This window comes from Luteimonas rhizosphaericola (assembly GCF_029888045.1).
Taxonomy (GTDB): Bacteria; Pseudomonadota; Gammaproteobacteria; order Xanthomonadales; family Xanthomonadaceae; genus Luteimonas; species Luteimonas rhizosphaericola.
Genome location: NZ_JARXRN010000025.1, coordinates 367,491 through 386,444, shown reverse-complemented (window position 1 = coordinate 386,444; position 18,954 = coordinate 367,491). Strand labels below are relative to the sequence as shown.

The 18,954-nt window shown below is 74.1% G+C and carries 21 protein-coding genes; 10 read left to right on the top strand and 11 right to left on the bottom strand.

Features of this window, described 5'->3' with window-relative positions; all coding sequences use genetic code 11:
• Positions 1 to 13: 13 nt before the first annotated feature.
• Positions 14 to 757, bottom strand: coding sequence for a YdcF family protein (locus QFW80_RS11055; protein ID WP_280602002.1), 744 nt, complete (start codon positions 755 to 757; stop codon positions 14 to 16).
• Between the two features lie 49 nt (positions 758 to 806).
• Here QFW80_RS11055 and QFW80_RS11050 point away from each other — a divergent pair, with 49 nt between their 5' ends.
• From QFW80_RS11050 to QFW80_RS11035, 4 genes are all read left to right on the top strand, one after another.
• Positions 807 to 2,012 carry a beta-ketoacyl-[acyl-carrier-protein] synthase family protein gene (locus QFW80_RS11050; RefSeq protein ID WP_280602223.1) on the top strand — a complete coding sequence of 402 codons (1,206 nt, stop codon included), beginning with the start codon at positions 807 to 809 and terminating at the stop codon, positions 2,010 to 2,012.
• A complete protein-coding gene (locus tag QFW80_RS11045; RefSeq protein ID WP_280602001.1) occupies positions 2,009 to 2,788 on the top strand; it encodes a beta-ketoacyl synthase chain length factor in 780 nt (259 codons plus the stop codon). Before QFW80_RS11050 ends, QFW80_RS11045 begins: the two co-directional genes overlap by 4 nt.
• Entirely contained in the window at positions 2,781 to 3,563 is a 783-nt protein-coding gene (locus tag QFW80_RS11040) for a glycosyltransferase family 2 protein (protein WP_280602000.1), read from the top strand. Before QFW80_RS11045 ends, QFW80_RS11040 begins: the two co-directional genes overlap by 8 nt.
• A 61-nt stretch (positions 3,564 to 3,624) precedes the next feature.
• A complete protein-coding gene (locus QFW80_RS11035) occupies positions 3,625 to 5,259 on the top strand; it encodes an NAD(P)/FAD-dependent oxidoreductase (RefSeq protein ID WP_280601999.1) in 1,635 nt (544 codons plus the stop codon).
• 182 nt (positions 5,260 to 5,441) lie between these two features.
• On the opposite strand, the gene QFW80_RS11030 is transcribed toward QFW80_RS11035, so the two are convergent.
• From QFW80_RS11030 to QFW80_RS10985, 10 genes are all read right to left on the bottom strand, one after another.
• Entirely contained in the window at positions 5,442 to 5,909 is a 468-nt protein-coding gene (locus tag QFW80_RS11030) for a hypothetical protein (RefSeq protein WP_280601998.1), read from the bottom strand.
• Positions 5,910 to 5,997: 88 nt separating this feature from the next.
• Positions 5,998 to 6,717 (bottom strand): 3-oxoacyl-ACP reductase FabG, encoded by a 720-nt coding sequence (gene fabG / locus QFW80_RS11025; protein ID WP_280601996.1) that lies wholly within the window; start codon positions 6,715 to 6,717, stop codon positions 5,998 to 6,000.
• A 109-nt stretch (positions 6,718 to 6,826) separates the two neighbouring features.
• Complete coding sequence (locus tag QFW80_RS11020; RefSeq protein ID WP_331488501.1) at positions 6,827 to 7,303, bottom strand: hotdog family protein; 477 nt, start codon at positions 7,301 to 7,303, stop codon at positions 6,827 to 6,829.
• On the bottom strand, positions 7,300 to 9,660 hold the full coding sequence (locus QFW80_RS11015) for an MMPL family transporter (protein WP_280601994.1): 2,361 nt from the start codon (positions 9,658 to 9,660) through the stop codon (positions 7,300 to 7,302). The genes QFW80_RS11020 and QFW80_RS11015 overlap by 4 nt, the downstream gene beginning before the upstream one ends.
• Positions 9,657 to 10,304, bottom strand: coding sequence for a LolA-related protein (locus QFW80_RS11010; RefSeq protein ID WP_280601992.1), 648 nt, complete (start codon positions 10,302 to 10,304; stop codon positions 9,657 to 9,659). The genes QFW80_RS11015 and QFW80_RS11010 overlap by 4 nt, the downstream gene beginning before the upstream one ends.
• A complete protein-coding gene (locus QFW80_RS11005) occupies positions 10,222 to 11,238 on the bottom strand; it encodes a lysophospholipid acyltransferase family protein (protein ID WP_331488500.1) in 1,017 nt (338 codons plus the stop codon). The genes QFW80_RS11010 and QFW80_RS11005 overlap by 83 nt, the downstream gene beginning before the upstream one ends.
• A complete protein-coding gene (locus QFW80_RS11000; protein ID WP_280601991.1) occupies positions 11,235 to 11,534 on the bottom strand; it encodes an ApeI family dehydratase in 300 nt (99 codons plus the stop codon). Before QFW80_RS11000 ends, QFW80_RS11005 begins: the two co-directional genes overlap by 4 nt.
• A 7-nt stretch (positions 11,535 to 11,541) precedes the next feature.
• Entirely contained in the window at positions 11,542 to 12,270 is a 729-nt protein-coding gene (locus QFW80_RS10995) for a lysophospholipid acyltransferase family protein (protein ID WP_280602221.1), read from the bottom strand.
• Positions 12,271 to 12,392: 122 nt separating this feature from the next.
• Entirely contained in the window at positions 12,393 to 13,076 is a 684-nt protein-coding gene (locus QFW80_RS10990) for a ketosynthase (protein ID WP_280601990.1), read from the bottom strand.
• A complete protein-coding gene (locus tag QFW80_RS10985; RefSeq protein ID WP_280601989.1) occupies positions 13,073 to 13,342 on the bottom strand; it encodes a phosphopantetheine-binding protein in 270 nt (89 codons plus the stop codon). The genes QFW80_RS10990 and QFW80_RS10985 overlap by 4 nt, the downstream gene beginning before the upstream one ends.
• Positions 13,343 to 13,521: 179 nt before the next feature.
• On the opposite strand from QFW80_RS10985, the gene QFW80_RS10980 reads away from it, so the two are divergent.
• The 6 genes from QFW80_RS10980 to aroE all read left to right on the top strand — a co-directional run bounded on the left by QFW80_RS10980 (position 13,522) and on the right by aroE (position 18,808).
• Entirely contained in the window at positions 13,522 to 14,892 is a 1,371-nt protein-coding gene (locus QFW80_RS10980; RefSeq protein ID WP_280601987.1) for an NAD(P)/FAD-dependent oxidoreductase, read from the top strand.
• A complete protein-coding gene (locus QFW80_RS10975) occupies positions 14,889 to 15,938 on the top strand; it encodes a chorismate transformation FkbO/Hyg5 family protein (protein WP_280601985.1) in 1,050 nt (349 codons plus the stop codon). Before QFW80_RS10980 ends, QFW80_RS10975 begins: the two co-directional genes overlap by 4 nt.
• Positions 15,939 to 16,082: 144 nt before the next feature.
• Complete coding sequence (locus QFW80_RS10970) at positions 16,083 to 16,331, top strand: hypothetical protein (protein ID WP_280601984.1); 249 nt, start codon at positions 16,083 to 16,085, stop codon at positions 16,329 to 16,331.
• Positions 16,332 to 16,501: 170 nt separating this feature from the next.
• Entirely contained in the window at positions 16,502 to 17,491 is a 990-nt protein-coding gene (hemB, locus tag QFW80_RS10965; RefSeq protein ID WP_280601982.1) for a porphobilinogen synthase, read from the top strand.
• Complete coding sequence (locus tag QFW80_RS10960; protein ID WP_280601980.1) at positions 17,488 to 17,910, top strand: GNAT family N-acetyltransferase; 423 nt, start codon at positions 17,488 to 17,490, stop codon at positions 17,908 to 17,910. Before hemB ends, QFW80_RS10960 begins: the two co-directional genes overlap by 4 nt.
• Before the next feature lie 55 nt (positions 17,911 to 17,965).
• Positions 17,966 to 18,808 (top strand): shikimate dehydrogenase, encoded by an 843-nt coding sequence (gene aroE, locus QFW80_RS10955; protein ID WP_280601978.1) that lies wholly within the window; start codon positions 17,966 to 17,968, stop codon positions 18,806 to 18,808.
• Positions 18,809 to 18,954 lie beyond the last annotated feature (146 nt).

Genomic DNA, 18,954 nt, shown 5'->3' with positions numbered 1-18,954 from the left:
CCGCGCCGCGCGCTCAGCCGAGCCGCGCCAGCATCGCGCGGTCGCCGACCAGCCGGGCCCAGCGCGAGCCCAGGTCGACCCAGCACACGCAGGCCGATTCGCGGGCGATCCGCCACAGCGTGAGCGGGGTCCAGCGCAGCGCCGGTTCGGCGGCGCACAGTTCGTGCTCGTAGCCCAGCCAGCGGGCGAACAGCGCGCAGCGCGCGAGGTGGTAGCGGCTGCTCAGCAGCACAACCGGGCCGGTCCCGGTGCGATCGCCCAGCAGCGCGCGCGCGTTGCGCAGGTTCTGCAGGGTGTCGCGCGAACCGGACTCCAGCAGCCAGGTCGCGTCGGCCGCGACCCCCGCGGCCAGCAGCCTGCGCTGCGCGAGTTCGGCTTCGCTCTCGCCTTCGCCGAAGCCGCCGCCGAGCAGCACCAGCGGCCGCGCCGGGGATTGCCGCCAGACGTCGGCCGCGCGCTGCAGCCGCCCCTGGAAATCGCCGTCGATCCGTCCACCGGGCGCATGCTTGCCGAACACCAGCAGGCAGCCCGCGCCGGCGGGGCGACTCGGCGCGCGCCGCGCGGTCCGCAGCACGTGCGCGAAGTAGCCGACGTAGACCAGGCCGAAGCTGAACACGCAGGCCGACCCCGCCACGACCAGCGCGGTCCAGGCATGGCGGTCGGCCAGCAGCCGCGCACGGTGGGCAAGGCGACTGCCGCGCGGCGGGGCCTGCAGCGGGAGGGGGGCGTGGGTCGGGTCCACGCCGATATAATCCACGGTTTCCCGTCCGGTGGCATCCGTGGTCGAACCGCAAGCGCCCCAAGCCATGCCCGCGCTGGCGATCCGCGCCTTCACCGCCACCACCGCCCTCGGCCGCGGCCGCGATGCCCAGGCGGCGGGCCTGCGCGAGCGGCGCGGCGGGCTGCACCGCAACGACTTCGGCGCGCAACCACTGCCGACCTGGATCGGTCGCGTCGACGGCCTCGAGCAGGCCGCGTTGCCCGAACGCTTCGCGCAGTGGGAATGCCGCAACAACCGGCTGGCCTGGCTGGCGCTGTCGCAGGACGACCTGCTCGGCCGGCTGCAGGCGCTGGTGGAACGCCATGGCGCCGATCGCGTCGCGCTGGTGGTCGGCACCTCCACCTCCAGCATCGGCGCCAGCGAGGAGGCCTACGCGCGCGCCGCGCCCGGCGCCGACGGGACGCCGGCGATGCCGGACGACCTGCGCCGCCCGATCGTCCACACCCCGCATTCGCTCGGCGATTTCCTGCAGCACGCCACCGGCCTGCGCGGGCCCTGCGTGACCGTCGCCACGGCCTGCTCCTCCAGCGCCAAGGTCTTCGCCCAGGCCGCGCGCCTGATCCAGGCCGGCGTGGTGGACGCCGCGCTGGTGGGCGGCGTCGACACCCTGTGCGGCAGCGTCCTGTTCGGCTTCAACGCGCTGGGGCTGGTGTCGCAGCAGCCGTGCCGTCCGTTCGACGCCACGCGCGACGGCCTGTCGCTGGGCGAGGCCGGTGGCTTCGCGCTGCTCGAGCGCATGGCACCGGGCGAGGATGCGCCGCTGCAGCTGCGCGGCTACGGCGAGTCCAGCGACGCGCACCACATGTCGGCGCCGCATCCCGAAGGCCTCGGCGCCACGCTGGCCATGCGCGACGCGCTCGCGCGCGCGGGTGTCGAATCGGGCGAGGTGGGCTACCTCAACCTGCACGGAACCTCGACCCCGGCCAACGACGCGATCGAGGCCGCAGCCGTGGCGACGCTGTTTCCGCCGACCCTGCACGCCAGTTCCACCAAGGGCTGGACCGGACACACGCTCGGGGCGGCCGGGATCGTGGAATCGGTGATCGCCCTGCTCGCGCTGGAGGACGGGCTGCTGCCGGGCATCCTCAACAGCGCCGCGCCGGATCCGGCCTGCGGGCCGCAGATCCGTTTCGACAACGCGCAGCGCGCGATCACGCTGGCGATGAACAATTCCTTCGGCTTCGGCGGCAACAACTGCTCGCTGGTGTTCGGCCGCGGAGCCGCGGCATGAGCGCGCTGGGCGCCACCATCGCCGGCATCGGCTACTGGAGCGAGGGCCTGCCCGACTGGTCCGCCGCACGCGCGTTCGCGACCGGCGGCGCCCTGCCGGCCGACGCACCCGCGCGTCCCGCGCCGCAGCTGCTGGCGCCGAACGAACGCCGGCGCGCGCCGCCCTCGGTGCTGGTCGCGCTCGAGGTCGCGCTGTCCGCGTGCCGCGACGCCGGCCACGATCCCGCCTCGCTGCCGTCGGTGTTCGCATCGACCCACGGCGACCTCGGCATCACCGACTACATGTGCGCCACCCTGGCCGGCACGCCCACCGATGTCTCGCCGACGAAGTTCCACAACTCCGTGCACAACGCCGCCGCCGGCTACTGGACCATCGGCAGCGGCTGCATGCGCACCGCGACCGCGATCAGCGCGCATCGCGCGACGTTCGCCCAGGGCCTGCTGGAAGCGCTGTCGCAGCTGGCCACCGATGCCGACGCGGTGCTGCTGGTGGGCTACGACACCGCCTCGACCGGGCTGCTGGGGACGATCACCCGCAGCGAGGGCCTGCTCGGCGCCGCCCTGGTCCTGACCCGCGACGGCACCGGGCCGCGCGTGGTCGCGACGCTCGAGGACGGCGACGCGGCGCAGGGCACCGGCGCACTGGCGTCCCGCGTCGGCGCGAACGCGATGGCGCCGATGCTGCCGCTGCTGGACGCACTCGCCGCCGGCGCCACGCAGGTGGACCTGCACGCCGGACCCGGCCGCCGGCTGCGCCTGGACCTGGCGCATGGCTGAGCAGCCGGCGCTGCACCGCGACAATGTCGCGGTGGTGATTCCAGCGCTCAACGAGGCGCTGCGCATCCGCGGCGTGGTCGAAGAGGCGCTGGCGCACGGCGGGCTGGTGATCGTGGTCGACGACGGCTCGGACGACGACACCGCCGCGATCGTCTCGGCGCTGCCGGCCGTGCTGCTGCGCCACCCCCGGCGCATGGGCAAGGGCCAGGCCCTGCGCACCGGCTTCGCCGAGGCGCTGCGCCGCGGCATGGCGGCGGTGGTGACCATGGACGGCGACGGCCAGCACCGCGCCTCGGACATCCCGCGCCTGGTGGCGGCGGCCAACGCGCACCCCGGCAACATCGTCAACGGCGCGCGCCTGCAGAAGCGCGAGACCCAGCCCTGGTACCGGCACCTGGGCAACGATTTCGGCGACTGGGGCATCGCCTGGGCCTGCGGCTTCCGCCTGGTCGACAGCCAGAGCGGGCAGCGGCTGTACCCGGCCCCGGTGCTGGCGCTGGAGGACGTCCCGGGCGAAGGCTTCGTGTTCGAGGCGCAGCTGCTGATCTCGGCCGCGCGCCGGCTCGGCTTCGGGGTGGTCTCGGTGCCGGTGGAAACGCGCTACGCGGTCGCCGGCTCGTCCGAGCAGTTCCGCAAGAGCCACTTCAAGCTGTTCCGCGACCTGTACCGCATCACCTCGCACGTGGTCGGCCAGGTCTGGAGCCATGGCCGGGTGGCGAGCGCCTACCGCAGCGCGCGGGCGCGCCCGCCGGTGGTGCACGACCCCGGGTCGTGAACACGGGCGACCCCGGCGTGCGGTAGGCTCGCAGTCCCCGCCCGCGCCCTCCGGACCCGCCATGCTCCAGCCTATCGACCGTGCCGACGTCGCCATCCTGGGCGGCGGCCTCGCCGGCCTCACCCTGGCCCTGCAGCTGCGACAGCAGCAGCCGGACCTGTCGGTGGCGGTGATCGAACGCCGCGCGCACCCGGTGCGCGAGGCGGCGCACAAGGTCGGCGAGTCCACGGTCGAGATCGGCGCCTACTACTTCGCCGACGTGCTCGGCCTGCGCGAGCACCTGGACACCGAACAGATCCGCAAGTTCGGCTTCCGCTTCTTCTTCTCCGAGGGCAGCCACGCCATCGACGACTGCACCGAGCTGGGCGTGAGCCAGCTGCTGCCGACGCCGTCGTGGCAGATCGACCGCGGCCGCTTCGAGAACCACCTCGGCACGCTGGCGCGCGAGCGCGGCGTGCGCTTCGAGGACGGCGCCGTGGTGCGCGGAATCGAACTGGCGGACGATGCCGCCGACCACGTGGTGCGCTACGGGACCGGCGAGGACGAACGCACGCTGGCCTGCCGCTGGGTGGTGGACGCCAGCGGCCGCGCCGGCCTGCTCAAGCGCAAGCTGGACCTGGCGCGCGGCAACGACCACGTCGCCAACGCGGTGTGGTGGCGCGTGGACGAGATCGTCGATCCCAACGGCTGGTCGGGCGATGCGCAGTGGCTGCAGCGCTGCGACCCGCCCGACCGCTGGCGCTCGACCAACCACATGTGCGGGCCGGGCTACTGGTTCTGGCTGATCCCGCTGGCCTCCGGCGCGCATTCGCTGGGCATCGTCTGCGATGCGCAGATGCATCCGCTCGAGACGATGAACACCCACGCCAAGGCGATGGAGTGGCTGCGCGCGCACCAGCCGCAGGTGGCCGCGAGCCTGGACCGCGCCGAGCACACGCTGCAGGACTTCATGTTCCTGCGCGATTTCTCCTACGGCGCCAGGCAGGTGTTCTCGCGCCAGCGCTGGGCCACCACCGGAGAGGCGGGCGTGTTCCTCGACCCCTTCTACTCGCCGGGCAGCGACTTCATCGCCATCAGCAACACCTACATCTGCGACCTGATCGCGCGCGACGCCGCCGGCACCGGCTTCGAACCCTACGTGTCGCTGTACGAGCAGCTGTATTTCTCGTTCTACGAGAACACCCTCACGCTCTACCAGGACCAGTACCCGCTGTTCGGCGACGAACGGGTGATGCCGCTCAAGGTGATCTGGGACTACACCTACTACTGGGCGCTGCTGGCGCCGCTGTTCTTCGCCGGGCGCATGACCGACCTGGCGACGCTCGGCCGGCTGCGGCCGGCGTTCGAGGACGCGCGCGCGCTGAACCTCGCGGTGCAGCCGCTGCTGCGCGAATGGGGCCGGCGCAACGCGGGCCGCCCGCCGCCGCAGGCACGCCTGCTCGACCAGTTCCGGATCGACTGGTTCCGCGAGATGAACCGCGCGCTCAGCGACACCCTGGATGCGCCGGCCTTCGTCGCCCGGATCGAGGCCAACGTGGCGCGCATGCGGTGGCTGGCCGGCGAACTGCTGCAGCGCGCGCGCGGCGACCACGCCGACATCGACGATGGCGGGCTGGAAGCACTGCTGGAGGCGCCCGGCGGTGAGCCGGCCGGGGCGTCGCTGGCCGCGGAGTGGTACGCGCGCGTCGCCGCCTGAGCAAGGCAGCCGGCGCGGTCGCAGGCATCGCACGCGGCCCTCTGCCGGGTCGTGCCGGATCGTCGAGCCCGGTTGGAGCCGGTCGAAGCGACTACCGCGGCTTCGCTGTCATCGGCCCGCGCACGCAGCGCGCTCGATGGCGCCCATGGGCAGTGCGGCAGGCGATGCCGTGCGCCGGGGGGTCAAGGCGTCGACGGCGGCGTCGCCGGCTCGGCGGGCGGCGGATTCGGCACCCAGATCGCGATGCCGTTGGCGTACTTCTGCCGCGGCGAGATGTTCACGCCCACGCCGACGCCACCGTAACTGCTGCCGCCGACGCGGCCACCGCCGCCGCCCACGCTGAGACCGCCGCCGCCCTGGCCGTCGGCCGTGCCCTGGAACAGGATGCCGTTCGCGCCCAGGCGCGCGGCTTCCTCGCGCAGCTTGCGCAGTACCGAGTCGGTCTTGTTCTGCTCGCCGTAGGTGAGCGCGCCACTGGCGACCTCCAGCCGCGCGATCTCCTCGAAGCCGCCCGGCGGCGGACCGTAGTACAGCCGCACCTGCGCCGGATCGATCGGCGGGCGCGGCGTGCCGGTGAGCACGTGGGAACTGGAACAGGCCGCCAGCACGGCGACCGCGGCGAGCAGGACGGGAACCATCAGGCGGCGCATGGGCAACGACTCCAGCCGGAAGGCGGCCATCATCCGCCCGCACGCGTGAACGGGGCGCGACACGCCCGCGCGCCCTCGGCGGGCGCCTTCAGCTCATGCCGCCGTCGATGCCGATCACCTGGCCGTTGATGTAGCCGGCCTCGTCCGAACACAGGAAACCGACCAGCGCCGCCACCTCGTCCGGCGTGCCCGCGCGCCCCGCGGGCACCATCTGCCGGATCGCCTCGGGCGCGAACACGCCTGCGGCCATGCCGCCGCCGATCACGCCCGGCGCGACCACGTTGGCGGTGATGCCGCGCGAGCCCATTTCGCGCGCCAGCGACTTGCTCGCGCCGTGCAGCGCCGCCTTGGCCGCGGCGTAGTTCGCCTGGCCGCGGTTGCCGAGCACCGCGGCCACGCTGGAGATGCTGACGATGCGCCCCCAGCGCATGCGCGCCATCGGCAGCAGCAGCGGCCGGGTGACGTGGAAGAAGCCGTGCAGCGAGACGTCCACCACCCGCTTCCACTGCGCGTCCGACATGCCGGCCATCGGCGCGTCGTCGTGGATGCCGGCATTGTTGACCACCGCCTGGATCGTGCCGCCGCCGAGCAGCCCGTCCATCGCCGCGGCGGCGGCGTCGCCGTCGGCGACGTCGAACGCGATCGCCTCGGCGCTGCCGCCATCGGCAACGATGTCGGCGACGATGTCGCCCGCGCGCGCGAGGTTGGCGTTGGCGTGCACGATCACGTGCCAGTGCGCGGCCGCGAGCCGGCGGCAGATCGCGCTGCCGAGCTCTCCGCTGCCGCCGGTGACGAGGGCACGCTTCATCCGGGTTCCTCCGTATCGAGACGGGATTATGCAGACTCGCGCAGGCGCGCGCCGGGCGATCCGCGGGCGCGCCTCGCTTGGACGTCGTTCCGCGCGGACAGCGCGACCGTCAGCGCAGCATCGCGGTCGCGCGGCCCTCGGCCAGCAGGTCGCCGGCGTGGTGGATGCGGAAGGCGTACTGCTGGCTGGCCTCGCCCGCGGCGAGCAGTTCCGCCGCGCATTCGATCGCGCCGGGCAGGCGATCGATGCGGTCGACGTGCAGGCGCACGTCACGCAGCGCCACCAGCAGGCCGGCGCGCGCCACGCCGCCGGCCCCGCTCGCCAGCAGGCCGCCGTGCACCGCCATGGCCTGGGCGCCGTATTCGCACAGGTGCACCGCGCGCAGCCGGTCGCCGCTGCGCAGCGGATGGCCGGGGTCGCGATGGTTGCGCGCGCGCAGGTGGATGCGGCCCGCGTTCCAGGCCAGCACTTCGTCCCACAGGCACATCGCGTGCTTGTGCGGCACCAGCGCTTCGAGCACGGCGCGGCCGATCGGCGCAACCGGCGCCGTCGCCGGATCGGCGCCTGCAGGACCGGATGTGCTCATGTCGCCTCCCGGGGAGTACCGGCGTGCGCGACTGGTCCGGCGCCCACCGGCGCGCGCGCCACCAGCAGCGCCAGCACGAAGTTGAACACCACGCCCAGCGCCACCGTGCTGCCGATCGCGCGCAGCACCGGGATCGACGACAGCGCCAGCAGGCTGAACACCAGCAGGGTCATCAGGCTGCACACGATCACCGCATGCAGGGTGCGCAGCTGGTCGTCGCGATCCTCGCCGGCATGTTCGAAGAACAGCGCGTAGTCCAGCCCCAACCCGGCGGCCAGGATCAGCGAGACCAGGTGGAACAGGTTGAGTTCGACGCCGACGGCGCGCAGCACCGCCACCACCAGCAGCGTGGTCAGCGCCATCGGCAGCAGCACGCGCACCACCCGGCGCGGCGTGCGCAGCGCGAACCAGACCGTCGCCACCAGCGCCAGCGCCGCCAGCGCCAGCGCACCGAGGATGCGCACCCGGTAGTCGGCCACCAGCGATTCGCTGGCCTGCTTCATGTCGAGCAGCTGCGCGCCGTGCGCGGACGCCACCCGCGCCACCGCGTCCACGTCGCGCAGGCCGGTGAGCGAGACCAGCGCGGTTGCGCGGCCGTCGCCGGCCAGCAGCAGTCCTTCGACGCGCGTGGCCAGCGGCGTGCCCGCCAGGTCCGCCGCCTGCAGCGGCGGCGCGGTGCGCGCGCGTTCGACATCGGCGAGGAAGGGGCCGAACGCGTCGGCGCGGAACGGCGAGTCCGCCAGCGCGGCGTCGAGCGCCGCCTGCAGTGCGTCCGGGGCCGGCAGCGCCTGCTGCCGCGCACGCTGGCGCGCGGCGCTGGGCAGGTAGCGCGCGGCCAGGTCGTAGCCGTCGATCGCATCCTCGGCCACCAGCGCGTCGAGCGCCGGCCGCAGCCGCTCGCTGGCGCCCAGCGCGGCATCGGCATCGGTTGCCTGCAGCGTGAGCACGTAGCGCACGTCGGGCGCGCCGAGTTCATCGCGCAGTTGCGCGTCGCGCTGCAGCAACGGTTCGGGCACCGGGGTCAGGCGCGAGAGGTCGTTCTGCCAGAACTCGCCCGGGCGCAGCGCCACCACCGCCAGCGCCGCCACGGCCAGCGCCAGCAGAGACCAGCGCGGCCGCGGCAGCCGCTCGATCCGCTGCCACAGCGCCAGCAGCCGCGGCGAGGCGGCGGCGTCGCGCTGCGCCGGATCGATCAGCCCCGGCAGCGCGAAGCGCGTGCACAGCGCCGCGGTCGCCAGCGCCACGATGGTGAACACCGCCAGCTGGCGCAGGCCGTCGACCCCGGAGAACAGGAACGTGAGGTACGCGATGCAGGTGGCGGCGACGCCGGTCGCCAGCGCCGGCCACAGCCGGCGCACGCTGTGCCACGGCGACAGCCCCGCGCGCTGGTGGCTGAAGAAATGGATCGGGTAGTCCTGCACCACGCCGATCAGGGTGAAGCCGAAGGCGATGGTGATGCCGTGCACGCGGTCGCCGAACAGCAGCATCAGCGTCGCCATGCCGGCCAGGCCGGCGCTGGCCAGGGGCAGCACGCCCAGCAGCGGGATCTTCCAGCTGCGGTAGGCGAGCAGCAGCAGCAGCACCAGGCCGACGCTGTCGACGGTGCCGATCCAGCGCGCCTCGCGCGCGGTACGGGTGCCGATCTCGTCGGCGAAGGCGCCCGGGCCGCTGATCTCCAGCGCGCTGCCGGTCGAGCCGCGTGCGGCGGCGAACGCGGCCTCGATCGCATCCACCGCCAGGCGCTGGCCGTCGGGATCGAAGCCCGCCGCGCGCGTTTCCGCCAGCAGCAGCGCCTGGGTGCCGGCGCGGTCGAACCAGGCCTCGTGCAGGGTGCGCGGCGCATGCGCCGGCATCCACGCCTCGGCCAGCGCCAGGGTCTCGAGCGTGGGATCGGAGGGCAGCAGCGGCTCGACCAGGTCGGCCGTCGGCGAACCCAGGTCCTGCACCCGCGCCTCCAGCGCCTCGCCCAGGAACGCGGCGTCGAGCGCCTGCGCATCGAGCGTGGGCGACAGCAGGTAGCGGTACGGCCGCAGCCGTTCGGGGATCGCGTCCAGGCCCGCGTCGGCGCCGTTGGCTACGAAGCTGAAGCGGGGATCGCCGGCCAGCGCCTCGCGCATCGCGTGCGACTGCGCCGCCAGCACGTCGGGGTCTGCGCCCGACAGCGCCAGCATCAGCAGGCGCGAGCCGGGGCCTTCGCCCAGTTCATCGATCAGCAGGCGCTGCTCGGGTGTGCGCGCGTCGGGCAGGAAGCGGCGCAGGTCTCCACTGACCGTCAGCGTCTGCGACAGCCACGTGCCGACCGCCAGCAGCAGCGCCAGCCACGCCAGCGCGCAGGCCAGGCGCGCGCGTGCGCTCATCCGCCGGCGGCGCCACCGCGGCACAGCGCGGCAAGGTCGGCGGCGTCGCCGGCGCGGGTCGCGGCCTCGGCCGCGGCGCCCATCAGCGTGCGCTGGACCTCGCCCTTGACCGGCATGTTCTCGATGCAGTGCAGCTCGGCATCGCGACCGTGCAGCACCAGTTGCTGCAGGCGCGCGGCCAGCTTCGGGTCGCGCGGCACCAGGCGCAGCGACCAGCGCTGCGTGTCGCCCTGCGCGTCGACGGTGTAGTGCCTGCGCAGGGCCTCCGCGTCGCCGGCGAGCAGGGCGCCGAAGCTGCCCTGCAGCGCGACCAGTTCCGGCGCCCGCGCCAGCGCGAAGCGCCGCTCGGGCTTGCCCGCACGCGCCAGTACCGCCTCGCCGTCGCGGATGGTGGTGGTCTCCGCGTACGGCGCGCGGACTTCGCGCACCAGGGTCTCGGCGTCCGGCCGGCGGTATTCGCCGCTCACGCGCAGCGGCGCCTTGAGCATCGGCGAGTCGCGCACTTCCACGAACGGCGTGGCCGCCGGCACCGGGCGGGCCAGCGCGCGCAGGATCGCATCGCTATCGGGACTGGCCTGCGCCCACGCCGACGGCGCCATCGCCAGCAGCAGGCACGCCACCGGCCAGCAGCGACGGAGGCGCATCGGCGGAAGCCTGCGGGACGGAACGGAGCTGCTGTTGGTCGACATGCCAGAAATCGTAGAAGTTGAACCAGTTGTAGGGCGCCAGCCGGGCATGATGCTCCAGCCGCGCGGCGTAACCGCGGATGAGCGCGGCCAGCACCGCCTCGCGCCGGCCGCGCGGCGCGTCGATGGGATCGCTGAAGGGCTCGAACTCGAGCGAGTAGCGGTTGCCGCCGCGGTACAGGCCGAAGCCGAGCATGACCGGCAGCTTCAGCACCGCCGCCATCTGCCACGGCGCCAGCGGGAACGGTGCCGGCGCGCCGAGGAACGGCGCCGTGACCGCGGGCTGGCCCGGCAGGGTGCGGTCGACCAGCAGCGCCACCAGCGCGCCTTCGGCCGCGGCCTCCTGGATCTGCAGCATCAGCGCCGGGCCGTCCTGGCTGGCGTCGATCACGCCGGCGGCGATCTCCGGCGCCAGCGCGTCGAGCAGCTGGGTGAGCGCGCGGCTGTGGGCCTTGTCCAGCACCACCCGCAGCTTCAGCCCCGGGCGCTCGCGCGAGAGCACGCGCATCGCCTCGAAGCTGCCCAGGTGCGAGCCGAACAGCAGCACGCCGCGGCCTTCGTCCACCTTCGCGGCGAGCGCTTCCACGCCACGCACCTCGACCTCGAACCGCCCCGGCGCGCCGTCGAGCAGGTACAGCCGGTCGAGGATGGTGGAGGCGAAGGTGTGGATGTGGCGCGCACCGTCCAGCAGCCGCGCCGGCCGGCCCAGCGCGCGGCCGAGGAAGGCGATCGAGGCGCGCCGCTCGGGGCCGCGGCGCAGCAGGAAGTACAGCGTCGTCGGATACAGCAGCAGCCGCGCCAGCGGCCGCCCGCCGTGGCAGGCGACGGCGCGGATCATCGCCAGGGCCAAGCGGTTGCCGCCTTCGGGACGCTGCTTCCAGTCCACGCTCACGGCGCGCTCCCGGCGGCGATCTCGCCGCTGGCGATCAGCATGTCCCCGCGCAGCACGCGGAAGCGCCAGCGTCGACCGGCGTCGGAGGCGAGCGGCTCGAGGGCGATCTCGGCCGCCTCGGCCGGCAGCAGTGGCTGCACGAACTTCACCTGCGGCAGGCGCAGCGCCGCCAGCGGCCCCGCGTCGCGCTCGATCGCTTCCAGCACCCGGTCGAGCACCACCACGCCGGGCACCACTGGCTGCCCCGGGAAATGACCGGGCAGCGCGGGATGGCCGGGGTCGATCACGAACCGCATGCGCCGCTCACGCCCAGGCCTGAAGAAGCGCCAGGACCTCGGCGCGTGACCGATCGGCCAGCGCCTGGCGGGTGACCGGGACACCGTCCACCCGCACCGGCAGCGGGGTGCCGAAACCGAGCCGGATGGTGCCGGGGCGCACGCGGAAGAAGCCGTCGACCGGCAGCACCCGGCCCGCGCCCTGCAGCGCGACCGGCACCACCGGCACGCCGGCGTCGATTGCCGCCTGCAGCGAGCCGGCCTTGAACGGCGCGACCTCGCCGCTGCGGCTGCGGGTGCCCTCCGGGAACAGGCACAGGCTCTGCCCGCCCGCCAGCAGCGCCGCGGCGTCGCGCCGGAACAGCGCGCCGGCACGGGCATTGTCGCGGACGATGAACAGCATGCCGGTGGCGCGCGCATACCAGCCCACGAACGGCACCCGCTTCATCTCTTCCTTCAGCAGGAAGCGCAGCGGCACCGGGATCGCGCGGAACAGCGCGCAGATGTCGATCACCGATTGGTGGTTGGCCACGAACAGGCACGGCTGCGACCAGTCCACCCGCTCCAGCCCCTCCACCTCCAGCCGCGCGCCGGCGCCCCACAGCAGCCCCGGCGCCCAGCAGCGCGAGGCCATGCGCAGCGGCAGCCGCGCCTGCGCGCCGGACAGCGGCCGCAGCATCAGGGCCAGGGTGATCCAGCCGGCCGTCCAGGCCAGCGTGAACGCGAACTGGAGCACGTTGTACAGCCGCCACATCATCGTCCCTGTCCCTGCATGCTCCTTGTCCTCCGCGCGCTCCGGCGCGTGTTGCCCGTCGTGCAGGACGGCCTCGTCCTGCACGCCCATCCGGGCGGACGCGACCGTGGGCGCACCCTCCGGACTCATCGCAGCACGTCCCGCCAGAAGGCCGGACCCAGTCCGCCGAGGCGGCGCAGGAACCCGAAGAAACCCGGATTGCGTTCCGGGAACCGGTGGCGCCGCCACTGGAACTCGAGCACGAAGAAGCCGCCCACCACGCCATAGCCCAGCAGGTTGGCGACCCACGACCACTGTTCATGCGTGATCGGCCACGGCGGGGCGATGCCCGCCTGCGCCAGCAGCCCGCCGGGGCTGGCGAGCAGGGCCAGCACCAGGTTGGCCACCGCCATCAGCACCAGCAGGCCGGCCCAGATCGCGGTCAGGCCGCGGGCATACGCGGCCACGTCCGCCGGCAGGCGGTCGGGCGGCTCGCCGTCGAGGCCGGACACGATCCGGGTGATCAGCGGGACCCGGCCGGCCACCAGGCTGCGCGCGAACACCCAGGCCACCAGCGCCACGAACACCACCGGTACCAGGAGCAGCGGCAGCGTGGCCAGCCCCTGCCGGTACAGCGCCCAGGCGCCGGCCGTGGACAGCGCCGCCAGCGCGAACGCCCACGGCCGCCCGCGCAGCAGCGGCGCGGCCAGCACCATCGCCACCAGCACCAGCAGCGCGGCGAAGGCCAGGCGCGCGTCGTCGCCGCTGCTGGCTCCGTGCGCCAGCAGCGCGTAGGCCACCGCCAGCGCGATCTGCAGGATCGGGATCAAGTCGTTCGGTGTTGCTGGACGTGTTCGGACAGCGCCCGCAGCGAGGCGAAGATGCGCCGGTTCTCGTCGCTGTCCGAACGCAGCTGGAAGCCGTAGCGCTTGCTGATCGCCAGCGCCAGCTCGAGCGCGTCGATCGAATCCAGGCCCAGGCCGGCGTTGAACAGCGGCGCCTCGGGATCGATCCCGTCCGCGGCCACGCCGTCCAGGTTCAGGCTCTCGACCAGGAGTTCGGCGAGTTCGCGTTCGGCGTCGGTTTGCGCGGGCATCGGGATCGGGCGGTTCGGACAGGACCCGCAACAATCCGGCATCGCGCCGCCCGGCGCAACCCGCGCCGTTCCGTTCAGGAACGGCCCGCCCCGCATGCGGCGGGGCATCCGGGCGCGCGCCGGGCGTCCGCTATCATGCGCACCCGCTCCGCCCGCCCCGACCCGCAGACGCCCACCGGATGGCCAGCCACGCCCCGCCCGCCAGCCCCCTGCCCGCACCCGAGGACTGCGACGTCCTGGTGATCGGTGGCGGCCCGGCGGGCAGCACCGCGGCCACCCTGCTGGCGCGCCGCGGCTGGCGCGTGGTGCTGCTGGAGAAGGACGCCCACCCGCGCTTCCACATCGGCGAATCGCTGCTGCCGATGAACATGGCGATCCTGGCCGAGCTGGGCGTGCTGGACCAGGTGCGCGCGATCGGCGTGCACAAGCCGGGCGCGGACTTCCCGCTCGAGGAGATGGGTGGCCGGCGCTACGTCTTCCATTTCAGCCGCGCGCTCGACCCGCGCCACGACTACGCGGTGCACGTGCGGCGCGACCAGTTCGACCAGCTGCTGTTCGAACGGGCACGCGCCTGCGGCGTGGACGCGCGCGAGCGCACCCGGGTGGTGGACGTGGCCTTCGGCCCGGGCGACCGGCCCCGCGTGGTGGAGGCTCGCGAGGCCGATGGCACGGTCCGCCGCTGGGCGCCGCGCTACCTGCTCGACGCCAGCGGCCGCGACACCTTCCTCGCCGCGCGCCGCCGGCTCAAGCGCAAGGATCGTCGCCACCAGTCGGCGGCGCTGTTCAGCCACTTCCGCGGCGTGGCCCGGCACGAGGGCGCGGACGCGGGCAACATCACCGTGGCCCGCTTCGATCACGGCTGGTTCTGGCTGATCCCGCTGCCCGACGACGTGATGAGCGTGGGGGTGGTGTGCACGCCCGACTACCTGCGCCAGCGCGACGCGCAGGCCGGGATCGATAACGAAGCCCTGCTGATGCGCACGCTGCAGGGCAACCCCGGCATCTGGGCGCGCATGCAGGGCGCGCAGCGCGCGGGACCGGTGCACGCGACCGGCAACTATTCCTACGGCGCCACCCGCATGGCCGGCCCGGGCTGGATGCTGGTCGGCGACGCCTACGCCTTCCTCGACCCGATCTTCTCCTCCGGTGTGTTCCTGGCGATGGACGGCGCGCGCGAGGCCGCCGCGGTGGTCGACGGCGCATTGCGCGAGCCGGCGCGCGAGGCGGCGCTGCAGCGCGCGATGCAGGCGCGGCTGCGGCGCGGCATGCGCCACTTCGCCTGGTTCATCCAGCGCTTCAACACCCCGGTGATGCGGCGACTGTTCTCCGCGCCGCGCAACGACTGGCAGCTGGAGCAGGCGGTGATCTCGATGCTGGCCGGCGACGTGTTCGACAACCGCCGCGTGGGCTGGCGCCTGTACCTGTTCCGGCTGGTGTACGCGGCCAATGCGATCGCGATCGCGCCGCGGGCACTGCGCGGCTGGCGCGCGCGCCGCCGCCAGGCGCGGGCCGCGTTCGCCGGCGAGACGCTGCACGGAGACGCGACATGAGCCGCCCGCTGCCGCTGCCACCGTCGGCGCCGCCGCGGCTGCAGGTCGAATACGTGGAGGCGCCCGCGCCCGACGCCCTGCTCGCGCGCGACGACGTGCTGGCGGTGCTCGGTTTCGGCGACGCGGCGCCCCACGCGCAGGACCCGCGCTACCTGCGCGTGCCGCTGCAGCCGCACGGACCGGCGCCGTTCGAGGTCTGGCACGCCTCCGGGCCGGTCCAGTCCGGGCGCGAGCCGGCGACCGGGGCCGATGCCGAGATCGCGTGGGCGTGCGACGGCCAGCTGTTGTTCGGCGCGATCGAGGTCGACGAACCCGCCGGCCATACCGGCGACGGCGACAACAGCGGCATCGCGCTCGCGGCCGAAGCCGCCTATCGCGCGCTGACGCGGTTCGTGGGCGCCAGCGACTATCCGCACCTGCTGCGGGTGTGGAACTACCTCGACGCGATCACCCTCGGCGACGGCGATGCCGAGCGCTACCGGCGCTTCTGCGTCGGCCGCGCCCGCGGGCTCGGGGACTTCGACGCCGGCACGCTGCCGGCCGCGACCGCGATCGGCCGCTGCGACGATGCGCGCACCATCCAGGTCTACTGGCTGGCCGCGCGCACGCCCGGCACGCCGGTGGAGAACCCGCGCCAGGTCAGCGCCTACCGCTATCCGCGCACCTACGGCCCGCAGCCGCCGAGCTTCGCCCGCGCCATGCTGCCCCCACCCGGCGCGCAGATGCCGCTGCTGCTCTCGGGCACCGCCGCGGTGGTCGGGCACGCGTCCTGCCACGACGGCGAACTGCTGGCGCAGCTGGACGAGACCTTCGCCAATTTCGACGCGCTGCTGGGCGCCGCGCGCAGCCGCGCCCCGACGCTGCCGGACCGGTTCGGCGCCGGCACCCGGCTCAAGGTCTACGTCCGCGACGAGGGCGACCTACCGCTGGTGGCCGACGCGCTGCAGGCGCGCTTCGGCGACCGGGTGCCGCGGATCGTGCTGCACGCGGCGATCTGCCGGCGCGAGCTCGCGATCGAGATCGACGGCGTGCACGGCGCCGGCTGAGCGCCGGGCCCCGGCGCTCCCGCCCCGTGTCGGCCGCGGCCCGGCCGGACCCCGGCGCGCGGCTGCCGCTTCGGTCACAATCGCCGCGCACGCGTCGTCCTGTCACCACGGGCATCGAGCCCGGCACCGAGGAGAACCGTCACCATGGGACTGATCAGCCTGGTCTGGGGCATCATCGCGATGATCTGGATGGTGCTCGCCCTGATCCCGATCGTCGGCATCACCAACTGGCTGCTGATTCCGTTCGCCGCGGTCGGCGCGATCATCGCCGCGATCGGCCTGCTGGTGACCCGCACCGGCCGCCGCGGGCGCGCCAAGGCGGGCCTGATCATCAACGGCATCGTCATCTTCGTCGCCATCTGGCGGCTGGGGCTGGGCGGCGGACTGATCTGAGGGTCCGGCACGGCGGCGTTCGCGCCGCCGTGCGCCATCGCCGCGCACGCGGGCGGAGTCGCCCGCAGCTGCCGCACGGCACCGTGCGGCCGGTCCCCGCGCATGATCCCCAGGCGTCGCGCCGGACCGTCCTCCGCGACGTCCATGGCCGAAGCGCCTAGAATCCGCGCATGGCCTACCCCGATACCCGCCCGCGGCGGATGCGTCGCGATGCGTTCTCGCGCCGGCTGATGCGCGAGACCGTGCTCACCGCCGACGACCTGATCTACCCGGTCTTCGTGCACGAATCCGACGGCCGCGCGCCGGTGGCGTCGATGCCGGGCGTGGAACGGCTTTCGATCGACGAGCTGCTGCGCGTGGCCGAGGCCGCGAGCGAACTGCGGATCCCGGCGCTGGCGCTGTTCCCGGTGACCGCGCCGGAGGCCAAGTCGCTCGACGCCGCCGCCGCCTGGTACGAGGGCGGCCTGGCGCAGCGCGCGGTGCGTGCGCTCAAGTCGCGGTTCCCGGAGCTGGGCGTGATCACCGACGTCGCGCTCGACCCCTACACCGCGCACGGGCAGGACGGCCTGCTCGACGACACCGGCTACGTGGTCAACGACGCCACGGTCGACGCGCTGGTGAAGCAGGCGCTCTCGCACGCGGCGGCGGGCGCCGACGTGGTCGCGCCGAGCGACATGATGGACGGGCGCATCGGCGCGATCCGGCTCGCGCTGGAAGAGGCCGGCTTCGTGCACACCCGCATCCTGGCCTACGCCGCGAAGTACGCCAGCGCCTTCTACGGCCCGTTCCGCGATGCGGTCGGCTCGGCGGCCGCGCTCGGCAAGGCCGACAAGACCACCTACCAGATGGACCCGGCCAATTCGGACGAGGCGCTGCGCGAGGTCGCGCTGGATCTCGACGAGGGCGCGGACATGGTGATGGTCAAGCCCGGCCTGCCCTACCTCGACATCGTGCGCCGGGTGAAGGACACCTTCGGCGTGCCGACCTTCGCATACCAGGTCAGCGGCGAGTACGCGATGCTCAAGGCCGCCGCCGCCAACGGCTGGCTGGACGAACGCGCCTGCGCGCTGGAGGCGCTGCTGGCGTTCAAGCGTGCCGGCGCCGACGGCGTGCTGAGTTACTTCGCGCTCGATGCGGCGCGCTGGCTGCGCGCGTCGTGATCCGCCGCGCCGCCAGCGACGATCTTCCCGCGATCGCTGCGCTCGCGGGGGAACTCGATGCCGAGGCCGACGCCGCCGGCCTCCAGGCGCGCCTGTCGCGGATCCTCGACCTGGCCACCCACGCGGTGTTCGTGGCCGAGGGCGATGCCGGCCCCTGCGGCTTCGCCGCCGCCGAGCACCGCCTGCTGCCCGCGGGCGAACGGGTCGAGCTGACCTGGCTGGCGGTCGCCGCCGACGCCCGCCGCCGCGGCGTGGGCACCCAGCTGGTGGCCGCCACCGAAGCCTGGGCGCGGCGCCGCGGCGTGGGCCAGGTGCTGGTGCGCGCGGCGCTGGCGCGCGATGCCGCGCACGGCTTCTACCCGGCCCTGGGCTACGCGCCGCTCAAGACCCAGCACGTCTACGTCCGGGCGCTGCGCTGAGCGCCCGCGCTGCGGGTAGACTCGCAGCCGGGTCCGTGCACACAAGCGTTCCGCCATGAGCAGCCACTACGCGGTCTTCGGCCACCCCGTCGCGCACTCGCTGTCGCCGCAGATCCATGCGACGTTCGCCCGGCAGGCCGGTATCGACCTGCGCTACGAGGCGATCGACGCCACCCTCGACACGTTCTTCGACGCACTCGAGGCCTTCGCCGCGGCCGGCGGCCAGGGCGCCAACGTGACCCTGCCGCTGAAGGAATCCGCCTTCGCCCTGAGCGCGACCACCACCGAGCGCGCCCGCCGCGCCGGCGCGGTCAACACCCTGGCGCGCATGGGCGACCAGTGGCACGGCGACAACACCGACGGTCCCGGGCTGGTGCGCGACCTCACCGAACGCCGCGGCCTGGACCTGCGCCAGCGCCGCACCCTGATGATCGGCGCCGGCGGCGCCGCGCGCGGAATCGCGCCCTCGCTGCTGGATGCCGGCATCGGCGAGCTGTACATCGTCAACCGCACGCCCGAGCGTGCCGACGCGCTGGTCGACACGCTCGGCCAGCCCGGGCGCGTGCACGCGCGCTACCTGGCCGACCTGCCGGCGCTGGGCGATTTCGGCCTGCTCATCAATGCGACGTCGGCCGCCCGCGGCGGACAGCTGCCGCGGCTGCCGATGTCGCTGCTGGGCCCGCGCAGCGCCGCGGTGGACCTGAGCTACGGCGAGGCGGCGATCCCGTTCCTGGCCTGGGCCCGGGCGGCGGGCGCGCTCGAGGCGGTGGACGGCCTGGGCATGCTGGTCGAACAGGCGGCGGAAAGCTTCGCCCTGTGGCACGGCGTGCGTCCGCAGACCGATGCGGTCTACGAGGACCTGCACGCCCGCCACGCGGCGCTGGTGACGGCCGACTGACGCCGGCCGGCGACGGCGCCGCGGACCGGGCCACCGGTCGGCCTGCCCGCTGCCGTCCTCAGCACGTTGTCGGAGCCATCTCCGACACACTGGACAGGCGAGCCTTGGCCGGACCCGGATGCGGCCTGCGGCCTTATCCGGGCTAC